Genomic DNA, 24,032 nt, shown 5'->3' with positions numbered 1-24,032 from the left:
GCGGAGCCGTCGAATCGCCGTCATATCCTCGGGGTATGGCGCGTTCCAAGCCTGATCTGCCTCGCATGCAGAACCCGGCCCGATCCCGGGTGCCGCTCGCCGTCGGCCTGAAATTGCCCGCGGCGGACACGCGGCCGCTGGAGAAGCCGGCCAAGCCCGCAATCATGATGCGGCAGTACGACCTGATCGAGCGGGTCCGCGCCTACAATCCCCACACCGACGAGGCGCTGCTCAACCGCGCCTACGTCTATGCGATGAAGATGCACGGCTCGCAGCTGCGAGCCTCGGGCGATCCGTATTTCGCCCATCCGATCCAGGTCGCCGGCATCCTGACCGACTACCGGCTCGACACCGCCACCATCGTCACCGCCCTGCTGCACGACGTGGTCGAGGACACCTCGGCCACCCGCGACGACATCGCCGAGCGGTTTGGCGAGGAGATCGCCGACCTCGTCGAGGGCGTCACCAAGCTGTCCCGCCTCGAACTCCAGGCCGAGCACACCCGCCAGGCCGAGAACCTGCGCAAATTCATCCTCGCCATCTCGAAGGACGTCCGCGTCCTGCTGGTCAAGCTGGCCGACCGCCTGCACAACATGCGGACGCTGAAGCACGTCAAGCCCGAGAAGCGCGAGCGCATCAGCCGCGAAACCCTCGAGGTCTATGCCCCGCTCGGCCGGTCGATCGGCATCCACTCGATCGCCTCCGAACTGGAGGAGCTGGCCTTCGAACATCTCAACCCGACCGCCCGAACCGCCATCGAGCGGCGGCTCGAGGCCCTGAAGCTGGAGCATGGCCGCGCCATCGACGGGGTCGCGCGCGAAGTCGAGCGGGTGCTGGAGGAGGCCGGCGTGCACGCTCATGTCTTCGGCCGCCAGAAGACCCCGTACTCGATCTGGCGCAAGCTGCAGCGCAAGTCGGTCGGTTTCTCGTCCCTGTCGGACATCTACGGCTTTCGCGTCATCGTCGAGGCGGAGGACGACTGCTACCGCGCTCTCGGGGTGATCCACCGCGCCTGGCCGATGGTGCCGGAGCGGTTCAAGGACTTCATCTCGACGCCCAAGTCGAACAACTACCGCTCGCTGCACACCACTGTGGTGGGGCCGTCGGGCCTGCGCATCGAGATGCAGATCCGCACCGACGCCATGGACCGCGTCGCCGAGGACGGGGTGGCCGCGCACTGGGCCTACAAGAACCAGTCCTACGGCTTCGACAAGGAGGCCATGGAGAAGGACGGCGGCCGCGACCCGCTGCAGAACCTGCGCCATCTGGTGCAGGTCATCGAGCACGGCGAGGGCGGCGAGGACTGGGTCGAGCACGCCAAGCTCGAGATGTATCTGGACCAGGTGTTCGTCTTCACGCCCAAGGGCGCGCTGATCACCCTGCCGCGCGGCGGCATGCCGCTCGACTTCGCCTATGCCGTCCACACCGAGGTCGGCGACACCGCCGTCGGGGCCAAGATCAACGGCGAGCTGAAGCCGATGCGGACCCAGCTCCAGAACGGCGACGTGGTCGAGATCGTGCGCGGGACCAAGCGCGAGATCCCGGTCGACTGGCGCTCGCTGACGGTGACCGGCCGGGCCCGCTCGGCCATCCGACGCCACATCCGCACCTCCGAACGCGGCGAGTTCCAGAAGCTGGGTCGCGCCACCCTGGAACAGACCCTCACCCGCGCCGGCAAGACCGAAGTCGAGGTGACGCTGCGCCCGGCTCTGGAGCAGCTCGGCTTCGCCAATGACGACGACCTGTACGAGGCCATCGGCCGCGGCCGGGTGTCAGCGGCGAAGATCGGCGAGATCCTGTTCCCGGCCCTGAAGGGACGGCTCAAGGCGGGTCCCGACCGCAAGCGCATCGGCGACGATCAGGGCCGGCTGTTCGTGCGCGGAGGCGGCCTCACCCCCGGCGTCAGCGTCCATTTCGGCCACTGCTGCTCGCCCGTGCCCGGCGATCGCATCGTCGGCATTCTCGAGCCCGAGGCGGGTCTGACCGTGCACACCATCGACTGTCAGCGGCTTGAGGAGTTCGCCGACGACGACTCGGTCTGGCAGGATCTGCAATGGACGCCGCAGGCGGAGCAGGGGGCCGTGGCCTCGGCCCGCGTCCGCGCCACCATCAAGAACGCCCCCGGGGTGCTCGGCCAGGTCGCCACCATCATCGGCGAGGCCGGCGGCAATATCCTCAACCTGGTCATGAGCCACCGGCAACAGGACTTCTTCGACGTTGACATCGACATGGAGGTCGAGGACGCCAAGCACGCCACCGCCATCATGGCGGCGCTGCGAACCAATCCGTCGGTGGACACCGTGGAGCGCGCGCGCGGGTGACGGACGAAGCGCCGGAGAACGCCCCGCAGATGGCGTCGCCCTCCTATCGGCTGGCGGCGCTGGATCAGGATTTCGTGCTCGGCGATTCCATGCGCGGGGTCCGCTTCCTGCTGGAATACGCCAAGGCCGAGGAGGCGTTGCGGGCCTGGGGCGTGCGGTCGACCATCGTGGTGTTTGGCAGCGCCCGCATCGGCGAGGACGGCCGTCCCGACCACATGCGCTGGTACCGCGAGGCCCGCGCCTTCGGCCGCATCGCTTCGGAACGCGGTGGAGCCCTGCGCGGCCGAATCGGGGAGCCGCGAGACAATGTCATCGCCACCGGCGGCGGCCCCGGCATCATGGGCGCCGCCAACCGCGGGGCGGCCGACGTCGGCGCCCCTTCGATCGGCTTCAATATCACCCTGCCGCACGAGCAGGAGCCCAACCCCTGGTCGACGCCGGAGCTGACCTTCCGCTTCCACTACTTCGCCATGCGCAAGATGCATTTCGCCATGCGGGCCAATGCGCTGGTGGTGTTCCCGGGCGGGTTCGGGACCTTCGACGAGCTGTTTGAAATCCTGACCCTTCGCCAGACAGGCAAGGAGCGGGCGATCCCGATCGTGCTGGTCGACAAGGCGTACTGGAACTCGGTCGTCGGCTTCGAAGCGCTGGTCCAGCACGGCATGGTCACGGCCAAGGATCTGGAACTGATCAGCTTCGCCGAGGACGCCGAGGGGGTCTGGAGCGAGTTGCTGACGCGGGGTCTGCACCCGGGCGGCGAGAACTGGGTCGATCCGCACCAACCTTCGCTTCAAAGCGAGAGCGTGACGGGGTAGGGAGGCGCATGACCTCCGAAGACGTCCTCACCGAATTCCGCGACGCCGGCGCCCTGCGCGAGGGCCATTTCGTTCTGTCCTCTGGCCTGCACAGCCCGGTCTTCCTGCAGAAGAACCTCGTGTTCATGGACGCGGCCCGCTGCGCCCGGCTGTGCAAGGCGCTGGCGGAGAAGATCACCGCCGCCGTCGGACCCGTCGACATTGCCATTTCGCCCGCGGTCGGCGGCATCATCCCCGGCTACGAGACCGCCCGCTGGCTGGGCGTGCCGTCGATGTACGTCGAGCGCGAGGGCGGCGAGTTCAAACTCCGCCGCGGCTTCCACGTCGAGCCCGGCCAGACGGTCGTCATGGTCGAGGACATCATCACCACCGGCCTGAGCTCGCGCGAATGCATCGCCGCGATCCGGGCGGCGGGCGGAGAGGTCGTTGCGGCCGCCTGCATCGTCGACCGCTCCGGCGGCCGCGCCGACGTCGGCGTGCCGCTGGTGGCGCTGGCCACGCTCGACGTGCCTGCATATCCCGCCGACGCCCTGCCGCCGGACCTCGCCGCCCTGCCGGTCGAGGATCCGGGCAGCCGCCGACTGGCGAAATAGGGGAGGGCGCGGTGGTCTCGCCCGTCCGACTCGGCGTCAACATCGACCACGTTGCCACCGTCCGCAACGCCCGCGGCGGACGTCATCCCGATCCCGTCCGCGCGGCCCGCGAGGCCCTCGCCGCCGGCGCCGACGGCATCACCGCCCACCTGCGCGAGGACCGGCGGCACATCACCGACACCGACATCGAGGCGCTCAGCGAGCTCTGCGCCGTCGCCGGTCGACCGCTGAACCTCGAGATGGCCGTCACCGACGAGATGCTGACCATCGCCCTGCGCCATCGCCCGCACGCGGCCTGCCTGGTGCCCGAGCGGCGCGAGGAGGTCACCACCGAAGGCGGCCTCGCCGTCGCCGGCCACGAGGCGCGCATCGCCCCCGTCGTCCGCGCCCTGGCCGAGGCCGGCGTCCGCGTCTCCCTGTTCATCGAGCCGGCCCTGGAGCAGGTCGAGGCCGCCCACGCCGTCGGCGCCCAGGTCGTCGAGTTCCACACCGGCCGCTACTGCCACCTCTCCGGGGCCGGCCGGGCAGTGGAGTTCGCCCGGCTGCAGGCCGCCGCCTCCCGCGCCGCCGACCTCGGCTTGGAGGTCCACGCCGGCCACGGCCTCGATTACGAAACCGCCGCCGACATGCTGGCCATCGCGGAGGTGCGCGAGCTCAACATCGGCCATTTCCTGATCGGGGAGGCGGTGTTCGTCGGCCTGACCCAGGCCGTCCACCGCATGCGCGCCGCCATGGACGCCGCCTCATGATCATCGGCGTCGGCGCGGACCTGTCGGATATCCGGCGCATCCAGAAGTCGCTCGACCGCTACGGCGACCGCTTCAGGGCGCGCTGCTTCACCGACCTGGAGCGGACCCGCTCCGACCGCAAGCCCCAGCCCGCCTGGAGCTACGCCAAGCGGTTCGCGGCCAAGGAGGCCTGCGCCAAGGCCCTCGGCACCGGCATGCGGGCCGACGTCTACTGGCGCGACATGGGGGTGGTGAACCTGCCCTCGGGCCAGCCCACCCTGGCCCTGACAGGCCACGCCGCCGAGCATCTCGCGCGCCTGACGCCGCCCGGCCACGAGGCCCGGATACACCTGACGCTGAGCGACGAGCATCCCTACGCACTCGCCTTCGTGGTGATCGAAGCCTTGCCGATGGCTTAATCACGTTATACCGCTTTGCCGCTGAAAGACCGCGGAACAGCGGCCGGGGGACAGGGTCCAGATGAGCGACGAGAACAAGCCTCACGACGAGCATGGCCACGACGCCCATCCCGCGCCCGCCGCGCCGGCGGCCGGGCATGACGACCATGGCCACGAGACTCCGGCCGCCGACGACGCGCAGGCCGCAGCCCCCGAAGCTCATGACGACCACGCGCATGAGAGCCACGGCCACGAAGACCACGGCCATCATGACGACCACGCGCACGACCTCCATCCCGTCGCCGACGCCCATGCGGCGGAGCACGCCGGCCACGGCCATGAAGCCCACGCCGCCGACGACCACGTGACCCCTGCCGAGCCGGCCGCCGTCGCCTCTTCGAAGTCGCCGGTGTGGAGCGATTCCGGCGACGCCCCGTTCGAGGACGTCGACGCCACGCCGGTCTACGCGCGCGGCAAGAAGGGCGGCCGCCGCAAGGGCAAGTCCGGCGCCGGCAACGAGACCGTCGAGATCATCAAGACGATCTTCTTCGCCCTGCTGATCGCCTTCGTCCTGCGCGTCCTGCTGTTCCAGCCCTTCACCATCCCGTCGGCCTCGATGGAGCCCAACCTGTACGAGGGCGACTACATCGTCGTGTCGAAGTGGAGCTACGGCTATTCGAAGCACGCCATCCCGTTCAGCCCGCCGCTGTTCGAGGGCCGCATCTCCCTGCCGCTGGTCAGCCACGAGCCCCGGCGTGGCGACATCGTCGTGTTCAAGCTGCCGCGCGACAACAAGACCGACTACATCAAGCGTCTGATGGGCCTGCCGGGCGACCGCCTGCAGATGATCAACAACGTCCTCTTCATCAACGGCGAGGCCGTGAGGGATGTCGAACTGAGCCGTCAGGACGTCGAGAACCTCTACGGCGGCTCTCAGGTGACCATCAAGCTGCGCGAAACCCTGGCCGACGGCCGGCAGTTCAACATCCAGGACTGGGGCCCGAACAACGTCTCCGACAATACGCCGGAGTTCGTGGTCCCCGCCGGGCACTACTTCATGATCGGCGACAACCGCGACAACTCCCAGGACAGCCGCTTCGACATCGCCGAAGGCGTCGGCTACGTCCCGGCCGAAAACCTGATCGGCAAGGCCGAGATCATCCTGTTCTCGTGGTCCGAGGGCGCGTCGCTGTGGAATCCGGTCAGCTGGTTCTCGAAGGTGCGCCCGAGCCGGTTCTTCACCGTCCTGCACTGATGGCGGCGGACCGGCGGGCCGAGGCGGTTGCGGCCCTGGCTCGCAAGCTCGGCCATGAGTTCCGTGATCCCTCCCTGCTCGAGCAGGCCCTGACCCATGCCAGCGTGGGGGAGGGGGCCGAGCGCGACGCCCGCGGCCGGCCTTTCCTCGACAACCAGCGGATGGAGTTCCTCGGCGACCGCGTGCTCGGCCTGCTCGTCGCCGACCGGCTGATGCGCGACCTGCCGACCGCGGACGAGGGCGAGATGTCGTCGCGCCTGCACGCCCTTGTCGACAAGGCGACCTGCGCCCGCGTGGCGGAGGGGCTTGGGGTCGGCGACGCCATGCGGCTGTCCCCCGGCGAGGCCAAACAGGGCGGCCGCCGCCGTGAGGGCGCGCTGGGAGACGCCATGGAGGCCATCCTCGCCGCGGTCTGGCTGGACGGCGGCATCGACGCCGCGCGCGCCGTCTTCGAGCGGATCTGGTCCGCCGAGCTCATCGCGCCGCCGCGAAAATCGCTGACCAATCCGAAATCAGCCCTGCAGGAGTGGGCGCTCGGGCAGGGCAGGCCGCTGCCGGCCTACCGCATCGTCGAGCGCACCGGCTCCGACCACGCCCCGACATTCACCGTAGAAGCCAGCGTAGCCGGATATCCGCCCTTGACCGCGCAGGGCCGTTCGCGTCAGGACGCGGAGAAGGCGGCCGCCGTCGGCCTGCTGCAGCGTGAAGGCGTGATTTGACCGATCAACAGAACCAGCGAGCCGGCTTCGCCGCCATCATCGGCGCGCCCAACGCTGGCAAGTCGACGCTGGTCAATCGTCTGACCGGAACCAAGGTCTCGATCGTCACCCAGAAGGTCCAGACCACCCGCTTCCCCGTGCGCGGCATCGCCATGGAGGGCGACGCCCAGATCGTGCTGGTCGACACCCCCGGCATCTTCACGCCGCGCCGCCGGCTGGACCGCGCCATGGTCGCGTCGGCCTGGGGCGGCGCCGACGACGCCGACGTGGTCGTCCACCTGATCGACGCCGCCTCCCACATCGCCGCCGAGGGCAAGGAAGGCCAGGCCGCCGACCGCCGCTCGGCCGAAGACACCGAGACCATCATCGCCGCCCTCAAGGCGGCGGGCAAACAGGTCATCCTCGCCCTCAACAAGATCGACGGCATGCGCCGCGACACCCTGCTGGCCCTGTCGCAGGCGATGTTCGACACCGGCGTCTACAGCGAGGTCTATATGATCTCGGCCCTCAGCGGCGACGGCGTCGACGATCTCAAGGCCCGCCTGGCCCGGTCCATGCCGCCCGGGCCGTGGCTCTACCCGGAAGACCAGTCCGCCGACGTGCCGATGCGCGTCCTGGCCGCCGAAATCACCCGCGAAAAGGTCTATCTGCGCGTCCACGAGGAACTGCCCTATTCGGCGGCGGTCGAGACCACCTCGTTCGAGGACAAGGCCGACGGCTCGGCCCGCATCGAACAGACCATCTATGTCGAGCGCGAGAGCCAACGGCCGATCGTGCTCGGCAAGGGCGGCCAGACCCTGAAATGGATCGGCCAGAAGTCGCGCGAGGAGCTGATCGAGCTGCTCGACCGGCCCGTGCACCTGTTTCTGACGGTCAAGGTCGACCCGAAATGGCAGGACAGCCGCGCCCTCTACGCCCAGTTCGGGCTGGATTACGACGTCTAGGCCGGTGTTCCACGTCCCCAGACATTCGGGCGGCCATCCCCGCGTGGCGATGGTCTTTCTCGCCGCGCTGTTCATCCTCGCCGCCGGTCTGGTCGCCTGGGTCACGGTTCGGCCCCTGCCGCAAGCCGCCGCCGCCGAGCCGCCGCCGCCCCGTCCGCCGGTGGTGGTGGTTCAGGACCTGCCGCAGCTGACCGCGCAGCTCGAGCGTTGGGGCGGCTCCGGCGCCTTCACCGGCGGCGTCCTGGTGGCCAGGGGCGACGAGGTGCTGTTCCGCCAGGTCTACGGTTCCGCCGACCGCAGCCTCGGCAAGCCTCTGGCCCTCGACTCCCGCTTCCGCCTCGCCTCGGTGAGCAAGCAGTTCACCGCCGCCGCCATCCTGCGCCTGCAGGATGAGGGCGTGCTCTCGGTCGATGATCCCGTGTGCCGCTGGGTCGATCCGTGCCCCGCCGCCTGGGCCCCGGTGCGCCTGCATCACCTGCTGTCGCACACCTCGGGCATTCCCGACCTGATGGCCCGCCCGGGCTGGGGCGTGCGCCGGGTCACTCCTGCCACGCCGGAAGAATTGACCGAGGAATCCAGGCAGTATGGCCTTCAGTTCGCGCCGGGGACGAAGGTCCGGTACGACAACGCCGGCTACAACCTGCTCGGCTATGTGGTCCAGAAAGCCAGCGGCCTGCCGCTGCAGGACTATCTGCGCGACGCCTTCTTCGCCCCCCTCGGCATGGCCGACACGGGCTTCGAGGATGACGCCTCGGACGTGGTCATGGGCTACGCCAATCTCGCCGGCGGGCCAACGCCGCAGCCGAACCACAACGTCAGCATCATCTTCGGCGCCGGGGCCCTGTATTCGACGCTGGACGACCTGCTGATCTGGGAGCGCGCCCTGCACGGCGGCAAGCTGCTCAGCCCCGAAAGCTATGCCCGGATGATCGCCGACCACGCCCCGGCCGACACGCCCCCCGAGCGCGGCCGGCCCCGCCGCGACTGGGGCTACGGTCTGTTTTCCAACAGCCTCGGACGGCGCGTGACCCCCGCGTTCGACGACCGGCAGATCTACCACACCGGCAGCTGGTCCGGCTTCCGCAACCTGATCACCTACCAGCCGGACGCGGACGTCACCGTCATCGTGCTGTCGAACAACTACCACCAGCGTGAGGCGGTCTTCCTGCTGTCGCAGCAGGGCGTGGCCGAGGCGCTGGGGCGGCCGTTCCCGACCGCCATGGCGCGCTAGGCTTCATCGTTCGCCTGCGCCTGCCGTTCGAGGCGCGCCTGCCGCGCGTCGCTGGTCGCCTCGTCCATGAAGGAGCCGGTCGGCACCTCGCCGTCGCGCCGGTAGGTGGTCACGACCACGCCCTTGCCGGTCACCTCCGTGGCGACGGGGCTCCAGACACGCGGATGGGAGCCGGAGTCGAACAGCCGTTTGCCCTCGCCCAGCACCAGGGGGAAGGTCAGGACCGTCATCTGGTCGATCAGGTCGGCGGCGAGCAGGGCGTGGATGACCTCGCTCGACCCCTGGATCAGGAGATCGCGGCCCTCCGTCGCCTTCAGCGCCCGCACCGCCTCGGCGACGTCGCCCTCCAGCCGATGGCTGTTGGCCCAGGGCGTCGGCGTTCCCGGACTGGCGACGACGTATTTGTTGGCGGCGGTGAAGGCGCGGCCGATGTCGTCGTCCTGATGCGGCCAGAAGGCGGCGAAGATCTCGTAGGTGCGACGCCCGAGGAGCAGGTCGTAGTCCTCGCCCATGGCGCCGTCCATCAGGCCACCCAGCGCATCGTCCCAGAAGGGAAAGACCCAGCCGCCGAAGCGGAAGCCGCCGCGGGGATCTTCCTCCGGCCCGCCGGGGGCCTGCATGACGCCGTCCAGGGAGACGAAGGTCGCGGTTCTGATGGTGCGCATGACGGGCCTCACTCGCTTCCCGGGATGTCTTCGAACAGGCCGCCCGGCATCGGCCGGGTCTCATCATCGAGGAAGGGCAGGATCATCGCCGCCAGCAGGGCTGGATCGCCGAACACATCGATATGCGAACTGGCCGGCAGGATGGCCAGCCGCGCCGGCGGGCTCTCGGTCAGGAAGGGCTGCGAGGCCCGCGCCGTGTCTCCGCCGCCGCGCAGCCGGTACAGCTCGACCGCGTGTTCGGGCCGCACGATGTCGTGGTCTCCGACGATGATGAAGGTGGGCGAGGTCAGGGCGCGGATGTCCTCCGCCGGCCAGTCCTGGCCCCGGTCCATGACCTTGATCTTGTCCACGACGGACGCAAAGGCGTCCGGATCGGGCGCCAGCCGCTTGAACTCCGCCTCCATCGGCGTGCCGGCGAAGATCTCCGGCGTGATCCCGTCCATCATGGCCGAGAAGCCCGGCAGATTGCCGGCCTCGTTGAAGCTGACCGAGGCGATGACCAGATGGTCGACCGCTTCCGGGTGGCGCAGCGCCAGCTGCAGGGCCGCGCCGGCCCCCATCGAATAGCCGATCACGTCCGCCTTCTGCACGCCGGCGTCGGCCAGCACGGCCGCGGCGTCGTCTGCCAGGTTTTCATAGGTGATCGGGCCAGGCAGGTCGCCCGTGCGGCCGTGGCCGCGCTGGTCCACGACGATCAGGGGCCGATCGGTCATCAGGTCGGTCAGCGGCTTCATCGCATCGGATGACATGAAGGCGCCGTGCAGGATCAGCACCGGCCGCTTGCCCGAGCCGAGATCGCCATGGACGAAGTAGCGGACCTCGCCGCCCTCGACGGCGGCGGTGTCGGCGCGCGGCGCGGCCGGAGTGGCGGTCTGGGCCGTGGGGGTCGCGGGGGCGGGCGTACCGGCCTCGGCGGAGGTCGCCAGGACCGCGCCGGCCAGCACGGAGGCGGCGGCGAGAACGGCGAAGCGATGGATCGGCAGGGGGCTCATGAGGCCTTCTCCTTCTTCAGGGCCTTGGTGGGGTCTCCCAGTCTGGCGTTCAGATCGACGGCCGCGCGGGTCAGGGCCGTGACCACGGCCGGATCGACCGCCTCACCCTCCGCCAGGCTCAGCGTCGCCATTTCGTGCTGGCCGCCCGGCTTCAGCCGCGGCTCCAGGTCCCGCAGTCTCTGGCCGCGCCAGAAACCCAGCAGGACCCGCCGCGTCTCGGCCCGGATCAGCAGGACGGGTCCGTTCGAGAGGTAGACGGGATGACCCCATTTGATCACCTCATCCATCCCCTCGATGGAGCGCACGGCTGCGCGCACGGCCTCGGCCTGCCCGCGTCGCCAGCCCTCGAGACCGGCCACATAGGCGTCGGGGTTCGCCGCGGCCGGTCCCATCTTCATCTCAGTCTCCCGTGGAGGCCGGGGCGATTATCGGCCAGGCCTTCACGGCGCCGGCTTCCAGTCGGCCGACGGCATGGTGTTGACCATCCACGGCACGCCGAATCTGTCGATCAGTCCGCCGTAGCCCGGCGACCAGAAGGTCTCGCCGAACGGCATGGTCGGCTGGCCGCCCTCGACAAGCGCGTCGTACCAGCGCCGCGCCTCGGCCACGTCGTCGGTGTGGAGGGTGACGTCGAAGCCGTTCTTGGGCTTGTCGATGTTCTTCGCCCAGTCGACGTCCATGTCCGCGCCCATGATGGCCTGGTCGCCGACCTGCAGCCAGCAGTGCATCATCCAGTCACGGTACTGCGGACCCATCGGCATGTCGGGCGGACCGTCGCCGTACGGTATGGCGGCGGTGATCTCCCCGCCCAGGACCCTGGCGTAGAACTCGAAGGCTTCGCGGCACTGGCCGCGGAAACTCAGGCTGGTCACGATCTTCATGCTCGTCTCTCCTTGAGCAGGTTGAACCGAACGCGAGGCGCCGTCCGCGCCCTTACTGATCTGCCCCTCCGGCCGTGAGGAAGGCCTCCAGCCGTTCGAAGGTGCTGGTCCAGCCATGCCTGTGGCCGACCAGGCTCTGTTCCGACTTCAGGCCTTCGTGGGTGAAGTCCATCACGGTGCCGCCGTCCGGCGCGTCGCTCAGCTGCACCGTCACCAGGGTGTCGACCGGCGGCCCGTCCTCGTGCGACTCGTCCCACCGGAAGGTGAAGACCAGCCGCTCTTCGGGCACGATCTCGCGATAAACGCCCCCCTGCCACAGCTCCTGGCCCGTGTCGGGCGAGCGCAGGCAGGCCCGCCAGGCGCCGCCGACCCTCAGGTCCTGCGAGGCGCTGACCGCCGGCCATTCGACCGGACCCAGCCACAGCACCATGACCTCGGGGTTGGTCCAGGCCCGCCACACCAGCGCCCGCGGCGCATCGAAATGCCGCTGCATCTGCAGGGTGGGGCGGGTGGCGACGTCTTCTACCAGGGTCATCGGGCGGCTCTTCGGCGGGTCCGGTCGCGGCCGGGGAGGGTCAGTGCGGCTTCTTCAGGAGCTCGGCCAACTGGTCGGCGCACTGGCCCCAGCCTTCATGGAAGCCCATCGCCTCGTGCTGCTTCATGGTCTCGGCGTTCCAGTGGCGCGCCGTGGCGACATAGTCGGTCTTGCCGTCCTCGCGCGGCGTCAGCTCGACGGTGGCCACCATGAACGGCTGCCCGGCCGGCTCCCAGTTCGGCGTCAGGGCGTCGGTCGTGATCCAGCGCTTGTTCGGCTCGACCGCCAGGAAGACGCCGCTGTTCGGGAAGCGCTCGCCGTCCGGGCCGTGCATGATGAAGTTGAACACGCCGCCGGGACGGGGATCGACCTGCACGTCCGAGATGCTCCACGGCTTCGGCGCGAACCACTGCTGCAACAGCTCCGGAGTCATCCAGGCCTTCCAGATCTGCTCGGGCGTTGCGTCGAGGACGCGGCGCAGCACCAGGGCGTGCTGGTGGGCCGCGCCGTCCGTTTCGCAGGGATTGTTTTCAGTGTCCTGGGCCATTCGGGTCCCCTTTCTGGATCTTCTTCAGGTAGGCGTCGAGCCGGTCGAAGCTGGCGTCCCAGTAGCGGCGGTAGTGCTCGATCCACTCGGCGATGCCTTTCAGGCCCATGGGTTCGAGGCGGGCGGGACGCCACTGCGCCTCGCGGCCCCGGCTGATGAGCCCGGCCTTCTCCAGCACCTTCAGATGCTTCGACACGGCCGGAAGGCTCATGTCGAAGGGCTCGGCCAGATCGCTGACGCTGGCCTCGCCCTCGCACAGCCGCGCCAGGATGGCCCGGCGAGTCGGGTCGGCCAGGGCGGCGAATTTGGCGCTGAGCGGGTCGGTTTCCATCGGTCTGCTTCGTATCTAACTGATGGGTTAAATGCGCCGGCAGCCCGGGCTTGTCAACCGCTCGGTTAAATAAAATCCGGAACGGCGCCGGCGGCCCGGTGTTGCTCTTCGGGAAGGGAGCGAAACCGATGAAGGCCCTGATCCTCAACTGCACTCTGAAGCCGTCGCCCCAAACCTCCAACACCGAGGCCCTGGCCCGCGTCGTGATGGCCGAGCTGGACAGGGGCGGCTCCGAAACCGAGCTGATCCGTCTCGTCGACCTCAACCTCAAGCCCGGGGTGAAGACCGACCAGGGCGACGGCGACGACTGGCCCATGGTGCACGCGAAGCTGATGGCCGCCGACATCCTCGTCATGGCCACGCCGACCTGGCTCGGCCAGATGTCCAGCGTCTGCATGCGCGCCCTGGAACGGCTCGACGCCCTGTTCTCTGAGACCGACGACAGCGGCCGCCCCGTCGCCTTCGGCAAGGTCGCGGGCGTGGTCATCACCGGCAATGAGGACGGCGCCCACCACATCGTCGCCACCGTCTGCCAGGGCCTGATCGACATGGGCTTCACCATCCCGGCGCAGAGCTGGACCTACTGGCACCTCGGCCCCGGTCCGGGGCCCGACTACCTCGATACGGACCAGGCGCACGACTATTCCGATCGCGTCGGCCGCAACGCCGCCCGCAACCTGCTGGCCCTCGCCCGCGTCCTGCGCCCCGACACCTATCCGGTTCCGGAAAGCGCCGAGCGGGTCTAGGCTCCGGACCGTCGCTGTCCGGAGGTCCCATGTCCCTGCTGCTCGCCGCCCTGTCGGCCCTGGCCCTGCAGGCCGCCCCCGCGCAGGTCCCCACGCAGACTCCTGCGCCGGCCGCGGAAGAGGCCGCGGTCGCCGCCGTGCTCGACCGGCTCAACGCCGCTTCTACCGCCGCCGACGGCCCGGCCTATTTCGCCCTTTTCACCCCCGAGGCCCGCTTCATCGGCACCGACGCCACAGAGCGCTGGTCGCTGTCCGAATTCCGCGCCTTCGCCGAGCCCTATTTCGCGCGCGGCCGCGGCTGGACCTACACCCCCAGCGCCCGGGTCATCACCGTCGCCCCCATCGCCTGCCGCTGCATCGCCTGGTTCGACGAGGAACTGGACAACGCCGGCTACGGCCAGACGCGCGGCTCCGGCGTCCTGCGCCTCACCACCGACGGCTGGAAGATTGAGCAGTACGTGCTCAGCTTCGCCGTGCCCAACGACCGTTCCGCCGCCGTCGTCGCGGCCATCCGCGGCGACTGATCACTCGCGGACGGCGGCTTCGATGACCCGGTCGATGCCTTCGTTGGTCTCGGCGTCCAGGGTGGCGATCTCGCGGTAGAGCCGGTCGTGCTCGGTCGCCGCCGCCCGCCGTTCGCGGCCGATGCGGTTCAGCTGGTTGAACAGAGTCATGCTGGTCACCGTTCCGCCGCCATAGGCGTTCGGCCGCCACCGGCCCCGGTTGGCGTAGAGCAGGTTCACCTCCTCCTCGCTCAGGGCGATCAGGCGGTCGTGGATGGCGAACACCTTCTCCATCTGCGCCTTGCGGATCACCTGGGCCGTGTCGAAGCGGTCCAGCACCGCCTCGCGGTCGAACCGGTCGACGATGACGTCCGCCAGCGCCCGGCGAGCCTTGGCCTGGCCCCCGTCATAGTCGCGCCGCGCCGCCGCCAGCAGATCCTTCTGCCCGGCGATCGCCTTGCGCGCCTCTTCCAGCCCGTCCGCCGTGCGCAACGTCTCGACGCCGAACCCCTGGTGTCGGCTCAGCAGATAGAGCCGCCGGTAGAAGTCGGTCTCGGCCTGCCGCGCCTCAATGCGGGCTTCCGCCACCGCCGACTTGAGCCGCATCTCATACCCGATCCGGTCTGCATCCATCCCCTTGGCGACGCTCAGCGGCGCCGCGCCCAGCGCCGCCACGGCCATCAGCCAGCCGCTCCATTTCAGCGCGCCGGGCCGTCCGGCCGGCGACAGGAAGACCCCGTTCAGCAAGGCTCCTGCGGCGGCGCCGATGACCAGCGCCGGAATGGCGATGTTGGACGCCGTCTTGATCCACACCAGCGCCCGTCCGCCCGAGGTGCCGTCGCCGAGGATCACGCCGCTGGCGTAGAGACTGATCAGCACCCCGCCCGCGGCGGCGAGGGCGAAGGCCGCGATCAGGAACGGCCACAGCGGCGCCTTCGACTGCCAGCTGGCGCGCCGTCGGCCGGTGAATTTGTCCATGAACGCCCCCCGGCGCTGAAAAAGGCGAAACAGGAGCGACGCTACCTTGCTGGTTGCAAGCCGCGCAAGCCGCCCGCCGGAACGTATGGCCAACACGGACCCGGCAGGCTAACGGAGGCCATGGACTTCACCGACGACGCCTTCGTCCTCTCGGCCCGGGCGCATGGCGACACCGGCGTCGTCGTCGAACTGCTGACCGCCGGGCATGGCCGCCACGCCGCCTACGTCGCCGGCGGGGCCTCCCGCAAGATGAAGGCCTTCCTGCAGCCGGGCGCCAAGGTGGTCGCCGACTATCGCGCCCGCACCTCGGACCACCTCGGCTCGGCGCGGCTGGAGCCGGTGGGGGAGGGGCCCAGCGCCCTGTTCGACGATCCCCTGGCCCTGACCGGCCTCGCCGCCGCCGCCGCCGTGGCGCAGGGCGCGCTGCCCGAACGCGAGCCGCATCCCGGCGCCTTCCTCGCCTTCGAGGCGCTGATGGGGGCCTTCGCCGTGCCCGATGTCTGGCCCGCCATCTTCGTCCGCTTCGAGGCAGGCCTGCTGGAGGACCTGGGCTTCGGTCTCGACCTGTCGCGCTGCGCCGTCACCGGAAGCATGGACGACCTCGTCTGGGTCAGCCCGCGCACCGGTCGCGCCGTCAGTCGCGCGGCCGGCGAGCCCTATGCCGACAAGCTGCTGGATCTGCCGCCCTTCATGCTCGGCGCCCAGGCGGGCCTCGGCCAGGGCGACGTCGGCGCCGGCCTGAACCTGACCGGCCATTTCCTCGAGCAGTTCGTCTTCCATCCCCTCGACAAGCCCCTGCCGCCCGCGCGGGTGTGGATGATCGACAAGCTGCGCGAGGCGGGACGGCTTTAGGCGCTAGACTTCGGACTCCAGTTTGCCGATTCGGACCGCATGACCGTTCACACCCCGCCGCCCGAGGGCGGACGCATCATCGACGAACCCATGAGCGAGGCGCTGTCGCGGCGCTATCTCGCCTATGCGCTGTCGACCATCACCAACCGCGCCCTTCCGGATGTGCGCGACGGCTTCAAGCCGGTGCACCGGCGCATCATGTACGCCATGCACCAGATGCGGCTGAACCCGCAGGCGGCGGCGCGCAAATGCGCCAAGGTCGTCGGCGAGGTCATGGGCGGCTACCACCCGCACGGCGACGCCTCGATCTATGACGCTCTCGTCCGCCTGGCGCAGGACTTCTCGCAGCGCTATCCGCTGGTCGACGGCCAGGGCAATTTCGGCAACATCGACGGCGATAGCGCCGCGGCCATGCGCTACACCGAGTGCAAGCTGACGCCGGCCGCCGTCCTGCTGATGGACGGCATCGACCAGCACGCCGTCGATTTCCGCCCCACCTACGACGACCAGGACGAGGAGCCGGTCGTCTTGCCGGCCGGCTTCCCCAACCTGCTGGCCAACGGCTCGTCGGGCATCGCCGTCGGCATGGCCACCTCGATCCCCCCGCACAATGTCGGCGAGCTGATCGACGCCTGCCATCTGCTGCTCGAGCGGCCCGAGGCGACGACCGAGGAGCTGGCCCAGATCGTTCCGGGACCGGACTTCCCGACCGGCGGCGTCGCGGTCGAAGGCCACGCCTCCATCCTCGACGCCTATGAGACCGGCCGCGGCGGCGTGCGCCTGCGCGCCCGCTGGGAGACCGAGGATCTGGGCCGCGGCGTGTGGCGCATCGTCGTCACCGAGATGCCCTATCAGGTGCAGAAATCGAAACTGATCGAGGCGCTCGCCGACCTGATCGAGAACAAGAAGGCCCCTCTGCTGGCCGATGTCCGCGACGAGTCGGCCGAGGACATCCGGCTGGTGCTCGAACCCAAGTCGCGCACCATCGAGCCGGAGGTGCTGATGGAGAGCCTGTTCAAGCTCTCCGACCTCGAGGTCCGCTTCCCGATCAACATGAATGTGCTGGACGCCACCGGCACGCCGCGGGTCATGGGCCTCAAGGCCTGCCTGCAGGCCTTCCTCGATCACCGCCGCGAGGTGCTGGTGCGCCGGGCCCAGTGGCGCATCGAACGGGTCGAGAAGCGGTTGCACCTGTTGGAAGGCTTGAGGATCGTTTTCCTCAACCTCGACGAGGTCATCCGCATCGTCCGCGAGGAGGAGCAGCCCAAGGCGGTGCTGATCGCCCGCTTCGGCCTCACCGAGGCCCAGGCCGACTACATCCTCGACACCCGGCTGCGCCAACTGGCGCGGATCGAGGAAATGGCGATCGAGAACGAATACAAGGAACTGTCGGAAGAACTTGCGGCGCTGCAATCACTGTCCTCGTCGCCCGCGAAACAGTGGAAGCAGATCGGCAAGGATCTGGAGGCCACCCGCAAGGCTCTGGTCTCGCCGCGCCGGACTACGATCTCGGAAGCGGTCGATTCCTCCGCCATCGCCTCCATCGAGGCCTTCATCCCCCGCGAGGCCATCACCGTCATCTTGTCCGAGCGCGGCTGGATTCGGGCCGCCAAGGGCAAGGTGGACGACCCGTCCGAGCTGAAGTTCAAGGAGGGCGACAGCCTGGCCTTCCTCGTGCCTGGCTACACCACCGACAAGCTGCTGGTGGCGGCCTCGGACGGGCGCATCTTCACCGTCGGGGCGGACAAGCTGGCCTCGGGCCGCGGCCACGGCGAACCGCTGCGCCTGATGATCGACCTCGACGAGAAGGCCGAGATCGTCAACCTGTTGGCCCACCAGCCCGGCGGCAAGCTGCTGGTGGCCTCGAAGGCCGGCTACGGCTTCATCGCCCCCGAGGACGAACTGCTGGCGCAGAAGCGCGGCGGCAAACAGGTGCTGAACGGCGAGATGGCCGCGGCCATCCGCGTCACAGGCGACCACGTCGCCACGGTGGGGGAGAACATCAAGGCGCTGATCTTCCCGCTCGCCGAACTGCCCGAGATGGGTCGCGGCAAGGGCGTCAAGCTGCAGTCCTACAAACAGGGCGGCCTCGCCGACGTCACCGTCTTCGACAGCGCCCATGGCCCGGAGTGGACCGACGGCGGCGGCCGCCGCCGCCAGTGGCCCGACTGGAAGGACTGGCTCGGCAAACGCGCCGGCGCCGGCCGTCAGGGCCCGAGGGGACTGAGGAAGTTTAGGTGATGGACTGGGAGGTGACGCCGATTTCACTATCCGCCGCCCCGCGCACGCCCCATATTCAAGCGTGGCCGGAGCCCGGCCGGGAGTGGAGATCGATATGCTCACGACCCTGATCGTCATCGGCGTCATCGTCGCCGTGGTGCTGTTCGTCGTTGTCGGCGGCTACAACAAGCTCGTCGCCCTCGACCAGCGCGCCGACCAGTCGTTCGCGGACATCGACGTCCAGCTCAAGCAGCGTCAGGACCTGATCCCCAACCTGGTCGAGACCGTGAAGGGCTACGCCACCCACGAGCGCGGCACCCTCGACGCCGTCACCCAGGCCCGCGCCGCCGCGGCCGGGGCCACCTCGGTCAACGACAAGGTCCAGGCCGAGAACATGCTGACCGCCACGCTCGGCCGCCTGTTCGCCGTCGCCGAGGCCTATCCGGACCTCAAGGCCAACACGAACTTCCAGCAACTCCAGACCGAGCTGTCGGACATCGAGAACAAGCTCGCCGCCGCCCGCCGCTTCTTCAACAACGCGGTCAGCGAGTTCAACGCCGTGCGCCGCCAGTTCCCCACCGTGGTGTTCGCCGGCATGGTCGGCTTCGGCTCGGACAAGCCCTTCTTCGACGTGGGCGAGGCCGATCGGGCCACGATGAGCGCGGCGCCGCCCAAGGTGAGCTTCACGGCTTGAGGATTGCGTAGATGGGCGCCGTAGGGCTCCAGACCCATATCTGGGCGAACAACACGCGCTCGATCCTGCTGCTGGTCGCCTTTCCGGTGCTGATGATCGGCATCCTGTATGGCGTGCAGCTGATCCTGATGGGCTTCGGCTTCCTGCCCGGGACGGGGCGGGGGCTGGGCGACGACATGGCCTTGGCCGCGTCCTGGCTGGGCTGGACCGTGCCGACGGCCTTCGTCATCGCCGGCATCTGGTTCGCCATCGCCTATTTCGGCAACCAGGCCATGATCGACGCCTTCACCGGGGCCCGGAAGGTGGACCGGCGCACCGAGCCCGGCCTCTACAACCTGCTGGAAAACCTCGCCATTTCACGAGGCCTGCGGACCCCGGCACTGCGCATCATCGAGACCGACAGCCTCAACGCCTTCGCTACCGGCCTGCATGAGGGCCGCTACAGCGTCACCGTCACCCGCGGCCTGCTCAACACCCTGGACCGCGACGAGCTCGAGGCCGTCCTCGCCCACGAGCTCACCCACGTCATCAACAAGGACGTGCGGACCATGGTGATCGCCTCGATCTTCGCGGGCATCATCAGCGTCATCGCCGAGCTGGTGTTCCGGGGCCTGCTGTATTCCCGCGGCGGGCGGCGCGACAACAAGAACGCCATGCCGCTGATCCTGATCGGCCTGGCCTTCGCCGTGATCGGCTTCGTGCTCGCCTTCGTCATCCGCATGATGCTGTCGCGCACCCGCGAGTTCGTCGCCGACGCCGGCGCCGTCGAGCTGACCAAGAACCCCGACGCCATGATCTCGGCCCTGCGCAAAATCGAGGGCCGCTCCTCGATCAAGGGCCCCGACGAGGTGCAGCAGCTGTTCCTCGACAACCAGCCTGACGGAGTCGGCCTCGAAGGCCTGTTCGCCAGCCACCCTCCCATCCAGAAGCGCATCGACGCGCTGGTGAGGTTCGGGGGAGGGCGCGATCCCGGGCCCCGGTCGGGAGACGGGCTGTCGCCCTTCGACACCTCGGTGCCGGCGGCAGGTTAGGGCAGGCGCTCCCAGCCCAGCCGGGTCAGCTGCTCCAGCGGCCGGAAGCCGGCCTTGTAGTCCATCTTCTTCGAGCCCCGGACCCAGTAGCCCAGATAGACGAACGGCAGCCCCACCGTCGCCGCCTGCCGGACGTGATCCAGGATGGCGAACCGCCCCAGGCTGCGCGCCTCCAGCGCCGGGTCGAAGAAGCTGTAGACCATCGACAGGCCGTCCGAGAGCAGGTCGGTCAGGCACACCCCGACCAGATCGCCCGGCCCGCCATCGGGGGAGGGCAGGCGGTATTCGATCAGGTGCGTCCGCACCGCCGTATCCTCGACCATGGCCACATAGTCGAGCCAGCCCATGGCGGTCATCCCGCCGCCCGGATGCCGTCCGTTCAGATAGCGGCGCAGCAGGTCGAACTGCTCCATCGTCGCCTCGGCCTCGACCAGGTCGCGGGTCAGGTCGTCATTCCGCTTCAGCACCTTGCGCTCGGACCTTGAGAAGCTGAACTCGGGTACGGGCAGCCGCACCGACACGCAGGCGTCACAGCCTTCGCAGGCGGGGCGATAGGCGATGTTCTGACTGCGCCGGAACCCGGCCTGGGTCAGCTCGTCGTTAACGTGCGCGCCCTCGCTGAACGGCAGGTTGGCGAACACCTTCCGCTCCGTCTGCCCCGGCAGATAGGGACAGGGGGCTACCGAGGTCATGTAGAAGCGAAGCTGACGCGAAGGGACGAACTGGGTCACGGGCGACAGCTCCCCACCCAAATCCGACGACAGTTTGGCGCCCGCTGCAGCATGCCCCGATTTGGCGCTGCGTCGCGCGCCGCGGCAAGGCCATTCGCCCGACGCAGGAGCGGCGGGCGGGCGGTCACAGGCTGGTGTCCGTCGGCAGCACCGGCGCCTCGCGCAGCAGCACGATGGCGATCCGGCGGTTCCCCGCCAGCGTTGGGTCGTCGGGATACAGCGGGTCCGAGCCTGCCTTGCCCGAGACCTGATAGACCCTGTCGGGATCGACGCCGGCAGCCTGGAGGATCTGGCGCGAGGCGTTGGCGCGCGCCGCCGACAGCGGCCAGTCGTTCGGGCTCGTCGCCCGGTTCGAGCCCGGCGCGGCGGAGGTGTGGCCGGTCACCGAGATGCGGTTGGGCAGCTGGTTGATCACCCTCGAGATCGCCCGCAGCAGCAGCTGGGCGCGCGGGTTTGGCCGCGCCGAGTTCTGCTCGAACATTGAGCGGCCCTCCTGATCGACCAGCTGGATGCGCAGGCCCTCCGGCGTCTGGTCGATGATCAGTTGCTTCGACAGCTCGGCCAGTTCCGGCATCGACTGCATGGCCTGGCGCAGGGACTCCGCCGCCGAAGAGAATTCCGCGGCCTCGCGGCGCGCGATCTCGTCGCGCAGCGCCGCCTCGCTGGCGGCCGCGAGGCTCTGGCTCTGGCCCGCCTCCTGCGGCGCGTCCGGCGGGGCCTCCGGCGCCAACTGGCTGATCACCGACTGCGAACCCGATCCCTTCGCGCCGTCGTCACCCAGAGAGGTGCCGCCGAGGATGCCGCCCGATCCGGAGGTGGTCTGCGACACGCTGGCCGGGGCGAAATACTCGGCGATGCCGCGCTTCTGCTCCGGATCGGTCGTGTTGATCAGCCACATCAGCAGGAAGAAGGCCATCATGGCCGTCACGAAGTCCGCATAGGCCACCTTCCACGCGCCGCCGTGGTGGCCGCCGCCGATGACCTTCTTGACCTTCTTGATGAGGATCGGACGATCGCTCATGGACATCGGGGGACTCGCGAGACGCCTACGTTCGCCGTAGAGTCGGCAGTCGGCGTTAAGAACCCGTTTGCGATAATCCGCTCACGCGATCGGGGGTGAGGAATCTGAACTTGCCGGGCGTCCGGGCCTCGCCTAGTCGTGCGGTGTGACCGTTCCCGCTGCCCCTGACGCGTTCGACATACCGGCCTACCGACGGGCCCTCGGCGGATTCGCGACGGGCGTCTGTGTGGTCACCGCCCACACGGAGGAGGGGCCATTCGGCATCACGATCAACTCCTTCACTTCGGTTTCGCTGCGGCCGCCGCTGATCCTGTGGTGCCTGGATCGTGCGTCATGGCGCCATGACGCCTTCGCCCGGGCCGATCATTTCGCCGTCCACATGCTGCCGGTCGAGGACCGGGACATGTCGGACCGCTTCGCCTGGGGCGTCTGCCGACTGTCCTCAGAGGAGTTCGACAGCGCCATCCCCGAGCCGCCCCGGCTCAAGAACGCCCTGACCCGGCTGGACTGCGTCGCGCGCGACCGCATCGTCATGGGCGATCACCTGACCATCGTGGGAGAAGTCCAGCGGTTCGAGACCCGGCCCGGCGACGCCCTGACCTACTATCGCGGCCGGTACGGAGCCGCCGTCGAACCGCAGACGTGAGGACCCCTGAATGAAGATCGGTTTCGCGGGCCTCGGCGTCATGGGCGCGCCCATGGCGCGTCATCTCGTGCAGGCGGGCCATGAGGTCGCCGGCTTCAACCGCTCGCCGGACAAGGCGCGAGCCTGGGCCGCCGCAACGGGCGGTCGGTTCGCCGCGACGGTCGAGGACGCCGCGCACGGCTCCAACCTGTTCCTCCTGTGCGTCGGCAACGACGACGACGTCCGCGAGGTGGTCGCGGCAGCGCTGCCGTCAGTGGGGGAGGGGGCCGTGATCGTCGACCACACCACCACCTCGGCCAAGGTGGCGCGGGAGATGGCGACGCTGGCGGCGGGGCAGGGCGCCTTCTTCATCGACGCGCCGGTGTCGGGCGGCCAAGCCGGCGCCGAGAACGGCCAGCTCAGCGTCATGGCCGGCGGTGACGCGGCGGCGCTGGCGCGGGTCGAGCCGGTCCTCATGCACTACGCGAAGGCGGTGAAGCACATGGGGCCCGCCGGCAGCGGCCAGCTGACCAAGATGGTCAACCAGATCGCCATCGCCGGGGTCGTCCAGGGCCTGGCCGAGGCCGTTAACTTCGCCCGGACGGCCGGCCTCGACACCGACGCGGTCTATGACGCCGTTTCCAAGGGCGCGGCGCAGTCGTGGCAGATGGACAACCGCTGGAAAACGATGGCGGCCGGCCAGTTCGACTTCGGCTTCGCCGTCGACTGGATGCGCAAGGACCTGGGGTTGGTGCTTGACGAAGCGCGGTCGAACGGCTCGCATCTGTCGCTGACGGCGCTCGTGGATCAGTTCTATTCCGAGGTGCAGTCCATGGGGGGATCGCGATGGGACACGTCGAGTCTGGCGGCGAGGCTTCAGAAGCCCCGACCGACGCCTGGGGGCTCTGGAACCGGCTGAAGACCTATTTCCCGACCTGGAGCCTGCTGCCGTCCAGCCTCTACACGCCCGGCGCCTGGGGTTATATGGGCGTCGACTTCATCAGCGGCTTCCGCCGCAATCGCTCGACCCGCCAGACCTTCGAACTTCTCGCCGGCGTCGACAACCGAACCTTCGACGCAATCTCGGCGCTGGCGAACCTGAATGCCCGACGACAGGACCAGATGCTGCGCGCGGTGATCATCGCGTACCTGACCATCCCGGTATCGATCATCGCGATCCTGGCCGAGGTCGCGGGCGACAGTCTGATGTCGTTCGTGCGGGCGAACCTGGAGACATCGGTTCAGTTCGGCGTGGCGGTCACATTGGGACCGGTGGTCTATTATCTGAGTCACTGGCGGTCGCGGCAGATTGTCAGTGTCCTCGATTTGATCCGCATCGAACGCGGACAGTCGCCGTACACGGCGCTGGAACTCAGGCCGGAGTGATATCCCGAATTTCGCATAATATATCTTAGGCGCGATACGGACCGGGGATTGGACCTCGCCAACCCCGCCTCTTCCCGCTACCCCTCCTGCCGAACCTCGGAGTGATCATGGCGGGTCTCAAGGACAAGCGCGGCTTCATCGACAAGGATCGGCTCGACCTGTCGGAGCGTCAGGCCGTGGAATACTGGATGAAGCGCTGGGGCGTTACCCGCGACCAGATCGTCTCCGCCCACCGCAAGGCCGGCCGCATGGTCAAGGACATCGCCGCGGAGCTTGGCAAGAAGCGATAG

Annotated in this window: 29 protein-coding genes; 19 read left to right on the top strand and 10 right to left on the bottom strand. The window is 69.0% G+C overall.

Going from position 1 to position 24,032, the window contains the following annotated elements; all coding sequences use genetic code 11:
• Positions 1–164: 164 nt before the first annotated feature.
• From VEA98_RS12595 to VEA98_RS12555, 9 genes are all read left to right on the top strand, one after another.
• Positions 165–2,321: a bifunctional (p)ppGpp synthetase/guanosine-3',5'-bis(diphosphate) 3'-pyrophosphohydrolase gene (locus VEA98_RS12595; protein ID WP_324814967.1), complete on the top strand. Its 2,157-nt coding sequence runs from the start codon at positions 165–167 to the stop codon at positions 2,319–2,321.
• Positions 2,322–2,350: 29 nt separating this feature from the next.
• Positions 2,351–3,136 carry a TIGR00730 family Rossman fold protein gene (locus VEA98_RS12590; RefSeq protein WP_414642174.1) on the top strand — a complete coding sequence of 262 codons (786 nt, stop codon included), beginning with the start codon at positions 2,351–2,353 and terminating at the stop codon, positions 3,134–3,136.
• An 8-nt stretch (positions 3,137–3,144) separates the two neighbouring features.
• Positions 3,145–3,729 carry an orotate phosphoribosyltransferase gene (gene pyrE / locus VEA98_RS12585; RefSeq protein WP_324814930.1) on the top strand — a complete coding sequence of 195 codons (585 nt, stop codon included), beginning with the start codon at positions 3,145–3,147 and terminating at the stop codon, positions 3,727–3,729.
• An 11-nt stretch (positions 3,730–3,740) separates the two neighbouring features.
• Positions 3,741–4,478 (top strand): pyridoxine 5'-phosphate synthase, encoded by a 738-nt coding sequence (locus VEA98_RS12580; protein WP_324814927.1) that lies wholly within the window; start codon positions 3,741–3,743, stop codon positions 4,476–4,478.
• Positions 4,475–4,876, top strand: coding sequence for a holo-ACP synthase (gene acpS, locus VEA98_RS12575; protein WP_324814924.1), 402 nt, complete (start codon positions 4,475–4,477; stop codon positions 4,874–4,876). Before VEA98_RS12580 ends, acpS begins: the two co-directional genes overlap by 4 nt.
• Positions 4,877–5,219: 343 nt before the next feature.
• Positions 5,220–6,110 (top strand): signal peptidase I, encoded by an 891-nt coding sequence (gene lepB, locus VEA98_RS12570; RefSeq protein WP_414642180.1) that lies wholly within the window; start codon positions 5,220–5,222, stop codon positions 6,108–6,110.
• Complete coding sequence (rnc, locus tag VEA98_RS12565) at positions 6,110–6,829, top strand: ribonuclease III (RefSeq protein WP_324814921.1); 720 nt, start codon at positions 6,110–6,112, stop codon at positions 6,827–6,829. The genes lepB and rnc overlap by 1 nt, the downstream gene beginning before the upstream one ends.
• Positions 6,826–7,773, top strand: coding sequence for a GTPase Era (gene era / locus VEA98_RS12560; RefSeq protein ID WP_324814918.1), 948 nt, complete (start codon positions 6,826–6,828; stop codon positions 7,771–7,773). Before rnc ends, era begins: the two co-directional genes overlap by 4 nt.
• Before the next feature lie 49 nt (positions 7,774–7,822).
• Positions 7,823–9,004 carry a serine hydrolase domain-containing protein gene (locus VEA98_RS12555; RefSeq protein ID WP_324814962.1) on the top strand — a complete coding sequence of 394 codons (1,182 nt, stop codon included), beginning with the start codon at positions 7,823–7,825 and terminating at the stop codon, positions 9,002–9,004.
• Here VEA98_RS12555 and VEA98_RS12550 read toward each other — a convergent pair.
• Genes VEA98_RS12550 through VEA98_RS12520 form a run of 7 tightly spaced genes read right to left on the bottom strand, consistent with a single transcriptional unit; the run spans position 9,001 to position 12,955 of the window.
• Positions 9,001–9,669 carry a dihydrofolate reductase family protein gene (locus VEA98_RS12550; RefSeq protein ID WP_324814915.1) on the bottom strand — a complete coding sequence of 223 codons (669 nt, stop codon included), beginning with the start codon at positions 9,667–9,669 and terminating at the stop codon, positions 9,001–9,003. The genes VEA98_RS12555 and VEA98_RS12550 overlap by 4 nt on opposite strands.
• Before the next feature lie 8 nt (positions 9,670–9,677).
• Positions 9,678–10,661 carry an alpha/beta hydrolase gene (locus tag VEA98_RS12545; RefSeq protein WP_324814912.1) on the bottom strand — a complete coding sequence of 328 codons (984 nt, stop codon included), beginning with the start codon at positions 10,659–10,661 and terminating at the stop codon, positions 9,678–9,680.
• On the bottom strand, positions 10,658–11,059 hold the full coding sequence (locus VEA98_RS12540) for a DUF1801 domain-containing protein (RefSeq protein ID WP_324814908.1): 402 nt from the start codon (positions 11,057–11,059) through the stop codon (positions 10,658–10,660). The genes VEA98_RS12545 and VEA98_RS12540 overlap by 4 nt, the downstream gene beginning before the upstream one ends.
• Before the next feature lie 42 nt (positions 11,060–11,101).
• Complete coding sequence (locus tag VEA98_RS12535) at positions 11,102–11,542, bottom strand: VOC family protein (protein WP_324814905.1); 441 nt, start codon at positions 11,540–11,542, stop codon at positions 11,102–11,104.
• A gap of 52 nt (positions 11,543–11,594) precedes the next feature.
• Positions 11,595–12,077 carry an SRPBCC domain-containing protein gene (locus tag VEA98_RS12530; RefSeq protein WP_324814902.1) on the bottom strand — a complete coding sequence of 161 codons (483 nt, stop codon included), beginning with the start codon at positions 12,075–12,077 and terminating at the stop codon, positions 11,595–11,597.
• A 40-nt stretch (positions 12,078–12,117) separates the two neighbouring features.
• On the bottom strand, positions 12,118–12,624 hold the full coding sequence (locus VEA98_RS12525; protein WP_324814899.1) for an SRPBCC family protein: 507 nt from the start codon (positions 12,622–12,624) through the stop codon (positions 12,118–12,120).
• Positions 12,608–12,955 (bottom strand): metalloregulator ArsR/SmtB family transcription factor, encoded by a 348-nt coding sequence (locus tag VEA98_RS12520; RefSeq protein WP_324814896.1) that lies wholly within the window; start codon positions 12,953–12,955, stop codon positions 12,608–12,610. The genes VEA98_RS12525 and VEA98_RS12520 overlap by 17 nt, the downstream gene beginning before the upstream one ends.
• Positions 12,956–13,083: 128 nt before the next feature.
• Between VEA98_RS12520 and VEA98_RS12515 the strand changes: the two genes are divergently transcribed.
• The gene (locus tag VEA98_RS12515) at positions 13,084–13,701 is read left to right on the top strand and encodes a flavodoxin family protein (protein WP_324814893.1); all 618 of its coding nucleotides are present in this window, start codon (positions 13,084–13,086) and stop codon (positions 13,699–13,701) included.
• 29 nt (positions 13,702–13,730) lie between these two features.
• Positions 13,731–14,225, top strand: coding sequence for a nuclear transport factor 2 family protein (locus VEA98_RS12510; protein ID WP_324814890.1), 495 nt, complete (start codon positions 13,731–13,733; stop codon positions 14,223–14,225).
• Here the strand turns inward: VEA98_RS12510 and VEA98_RS12505 are convergent, their stop codons facing one another.
• The gene (locus VEA98_RS12505) at positions 14,226–15,182 is read right to left on the bottom strand and encodes a hypothetical protein (RefSeq protein WP_324814888.1); all 957 of its coding nucleotides are present in this window, start codon (positions 15,180–15,182) and stop codon (positions 14,226–14,228) included.
• Between the two features lie 120 nt (positions 15,183–15,302).
• On the opposite strand from VEA98_RS12505, the gene recO reads away from it, so the two are divergent.
• From recO to VEA98_RS12485, 4 genes are all read left to right on the top strand, one after another.
• Positions 15,303–16,034 (top strand): DNA repair protein RecO, encoded by a 732-nt coding sequence (gene recO / locus VEA98_RS12500; protein ID WP_324814885.1) that lies wholly within the window; start codon positions 15,303–15,305, stop codon positions 16,032–16,034.
• A 39-nt stretch (positions 16,035–16,073) separates the two neighbouring features.
• The gene (gene parC, locus VEA98_RS12495; protein WP_324814883.1) at positions 16,074–18,275 is read left to right on the top strand and encodes a DNA topoisomerase IV subunit A; all 2,202 of its coding nucleotides are present in this window, start codon (positions 16,074–16,076) and stop codon (positions 18,273–18,275) included.
• A gap of 94 nt (positions 18,276–18,369) precedes the next feature.
• A complete protein-coding gene (locus tag VEA98_RS12490) occupies positions 18,370–18,948 on the top strand; it encodes a LemA family protein (RefSeq protein WP_324814880.1) in 579 nt (192 codons plus the stop codon).
• Between the two features lie 11 nt (positions 18,949–18,959).
• Positions 18,960–19,979, top strand: coding sequence for a M48 family metallopeptidase (locus VEA98_RS12485; protein WP_324814878.1), 1,020 nt, complete (start codon positions 18,960–18,962; stop codon positions 19,977–19,979).
• On the opposite strand, the gene VEA98_RS12480 is transcribed toward VEA98_RS12485, so the two are convergent.
• Together VEA98_RS12480 and VEA98_RS12475 are read right to left on the bottom strand one after the other, a co-directional pair.
• A complete protein-coding gene (locus VEA98_RS12480) occupies positions 19,976–20,710 on the bottom strand; it encodes an arginyltransferase (protein WP_324814875.1) in 735 nt (244 codons plus the stop codon). The two genes, VEA98_RS12485 and VEA98_RS12480, sit on opposite strands and share 4 nt — an antisense overlap.
• Positions 20,711–20,834: 124 nt before the next feature.
• Positions 20,835–21,737, bottom strand: coding sequence for a flagellar motor protein MotB (locus VEA98_RS12475; protein ID WP_324814872.1), 903 nt, complete (start codon positions 21,735–21,737; stop codon positions 20,835–20,837).
• A gap of 139 nt (positions 21,738–21,876) precedes the next feature.
• Between VEA98_RS12475 and VEA98_RS12470 the strand changes: the two genes are divergently transcribed.
• The 4 genes from VEA98_RS12470 (at position 21,877) to VEA98_RS12455 (ending at position 24,032) form a co-directional block, all read left to right on the top strand.
• Entirely contained in the window at positions 21,877–22,377 is a 501-nt protein-coding gene (locus tag VEA98_RS12470; RefSeq protein WP_324814871.1) for a flavin reductase family protein, read from the top strand.
• Between the two features lie 10 nt (positions 22,378–22,387).
• Positions 22,388–23,275: an NAD(P)-dependent oxidoreductase gene (locus tag VEA98_RS12465; protein ID WP_324814868.1), complete on the top strand. Its 888-nt coding sequence runs from the start codon at positions 22,388–22,390 to the stop codon at positions 23,273–23,275.
• Positions 23,203–23,742 carry a hypothetical protein gene (locus VEA98_RS12460; protein ID WP_324814865.1) on the top strand — a complete coding sequence of 180 codons (540 nt, stop codon included), beginning with the start codon at positions 23,203–23,205 and terminating at the stop codon, positions 23,740–23,742. The genes VEA98_RS12465 and VEA98_RS12460 overlap by 73 nt, the downstream gene beginning before the upstream one ends.
• 107 nt (positions 23,743–23,849) lie before the next feature.
• Complete coding sequence (locus VEA98_RS12455) at positions 23,850–24,032, top strand: DUF3606 domain-containing protein (RefSeq protein ID WP_324814863.1); 183 nt, start codon at positions 23,850–23,852, stop codon at positions 24,030–24,032.

The organism is Brevundimonas sp. (assembly GCF_035627055.1).
Lineage (GTDB): Bacteria > Pseudomonadota > Alphaproteobacteria > Caulobacterales > Caulobacteraceae > Brevundimonas.
Note: the sequence above shows the minus strand (reverse complement) of the source record. Positions and strands in the feature narration are given on the sequence as shown.

What these genes read in the sequence shown, in the direction of transcription:
- VEA98_RS12595 (WP_324814967.1), top strand. Translation starts at nt 165, where the DNA reads ATGATGCGGCAGTACGACCTGATCGAGCGGGTCCGCGCCTACAATCCC.
- VEA98_RS12590 (WP_414642174.1), top strand. Translation starts at nt 2,351, where the DNA reads ATGGCGTCGCCCTCCTATCGGCTGGCGGCGCTGGATCAGGATTTCGTG.
- pyrE (WP_324814930.1), top strand. Translation starts at nt 3,145, where the DNA reads ATGACCTCCGAAGACGTCCTCACCGAATTCCGCGACGCCGGCGCCCTG.
- acpS (WP_324814924.1), top strand. Translation starts at nt 4,475, where the DNA reads ATGATCATCGGCGTCGGCGCGGACCTGTCGGATATCCGGCGCATCCAG.
- rnc (WP_324814921.1), top strand. Translation starts at nt 6,110, where the DNA reads ATGGCGGCGGACCGGCGGGCCGAGGCGGTTGCGGCCCTGGCTCGCAAG.
- VEA98_RS12555 (WP_324814962.1), top strand. Translation starts at nt 7,823, where the DNA reads ATGGTCTTTCTCGCCGCGCTGTTCATCCTCGCCGCCGGTCTGGTCGCC.
- VEA98_RS12550 (WP_324814915.1), bottom strand. Translation starts at nt 9,669, where the DNA reads ATGCGCACCATCAGAACCGCGACCTTCGTCTCCCTGGACGGCGTCATG.
- VEA98_RS12545 (WP_324814912.1), bottom strand. Translation starts at nt 10,661, where the DNA reads ATGAGCCCCCTGCCGATCCATCGCTTCGCCGTTCTCGCCGCCGCCTCC.
- VEA98_RS12540 (WP_324814908.1), bottom strand. Translation starts at nt 11,059, where the DNA reads ATGAAGATGGGACCGGCCGCGGCGAACCCCGACGCCTATGTGGCCGGT.
- VEA98_RS12535 (WP_324814905.1), bottom strand. Translation starts at nt 11,542, where the DNA reads ATGAAGATCGTGACCAGCCTGAGTTTCCGCGGCCAGTGCCGCGAAGCC.
- VEA98_RS12530 (WP_324814902.1), bottom strand. Translation starts at nt 12,077, where the DNA reads ATGACCCTGGTAGAAGACGTCGCCACCCGCCCCACCCTGCAGATGCAG.
- VEA98_RS12525 (WP_324814899.1), bottom strand. Translation starts at nt 12,624, where the DNA reads ATGGCCCAGGACACTGAAAACAATCCCTGCGAAACGGACGGCGCGGCC.
- VEA98_RS12520 (WP_324814896.1), bottom strand. Translation starts at nt 12,955, where the DNA reads ATGGAAACCGACCCGCTCAGCGCCAAATTCGCCGCCCTGGCCGACCCG.
- VEA98_RS12515 (WP_324814893.1), top strand. Translation starts at nt 13,084, where the DNA reads ATGAAGGCCCTGATCCTCAACTGCACTCTGAAGCCGTCGCCCCAAACC.
- VEA98_RS12510 (WP_324814890.1), top strand. Translation starts at nt 13,731, where the DNA reads ATGTCCCTGCTGCTCGCCGCCCTGTCGGCCCTGGCCCTGCAGGCCGCC.
- VEA98_RS12505 (WP_324814888.1), bottom strand. Translation starts at nt 15,182, where the DNA reads ATGGACAAATTCACCGGCCGACGGCGCGCCAGCTGGCAGTCGAAGGCG.
- recO (WP_324814885.1), top strand. Translation starts at nt 15,303, where the DNA reads ATGGACTTCACCGACGACGCCTTCGTCCTCTCGGCCCGGGCGCATGGC.
- parC (WP_324814883.1), top strand. Translation starts at nt 16,074, where the DNA reads ATGACCGTTCACACCCCGCCGCCCGAGGGCGGACGCATCATCGACGAA.
- VEA98_RS12490 (WP_324814880.1), top strand. Translation starts at nt 18,370, where the DNA reads ATGCTCACGACCCTGATCGTCATCGGCGTCATCGTCGCCGTGGTGCTG.
- VEA98_RS12485 (WP_324814878.1), top strand. Translation starts at nt 18,960, where the DNA reads ATGGGCGCCGTAGGGCTCCAGACCCATATCTGGGCGAACAACACGCGC.
- VEA98_RS12475 (WP_324814872.1), bottom strand. Translation starts at nt 21,737, where the DNA reads ATGTCCATGAGCGATCGTCCGATCCTCATCAAGAAGGTCAAGAAGGTC.
- VEA98_RS12465 (WP_324814868.1), top strand. Translation starts at nt 22,388, where the DNA reads ATGAAGATCGGTTTCGCGGGCCTCGGCGTCATGGGCGCGCCCATGGCG.
- VEA98_RS12460 (WP_324814865.1), top strand. Translation starts at nt 23,203, where the DNA reads ATGGGACACGTCGAGTCTGGCGGCGAGGCTTCAGAAGCCCCGACCGAC.
- VEA98_RS12455 (WP_324814863.1), top strand. Translation starts at nt 23,850, where the DNA reads ATGGCGGGTCTCAAGGACAAGCGCGGCTTCATCGACAAGGATCGGCTC.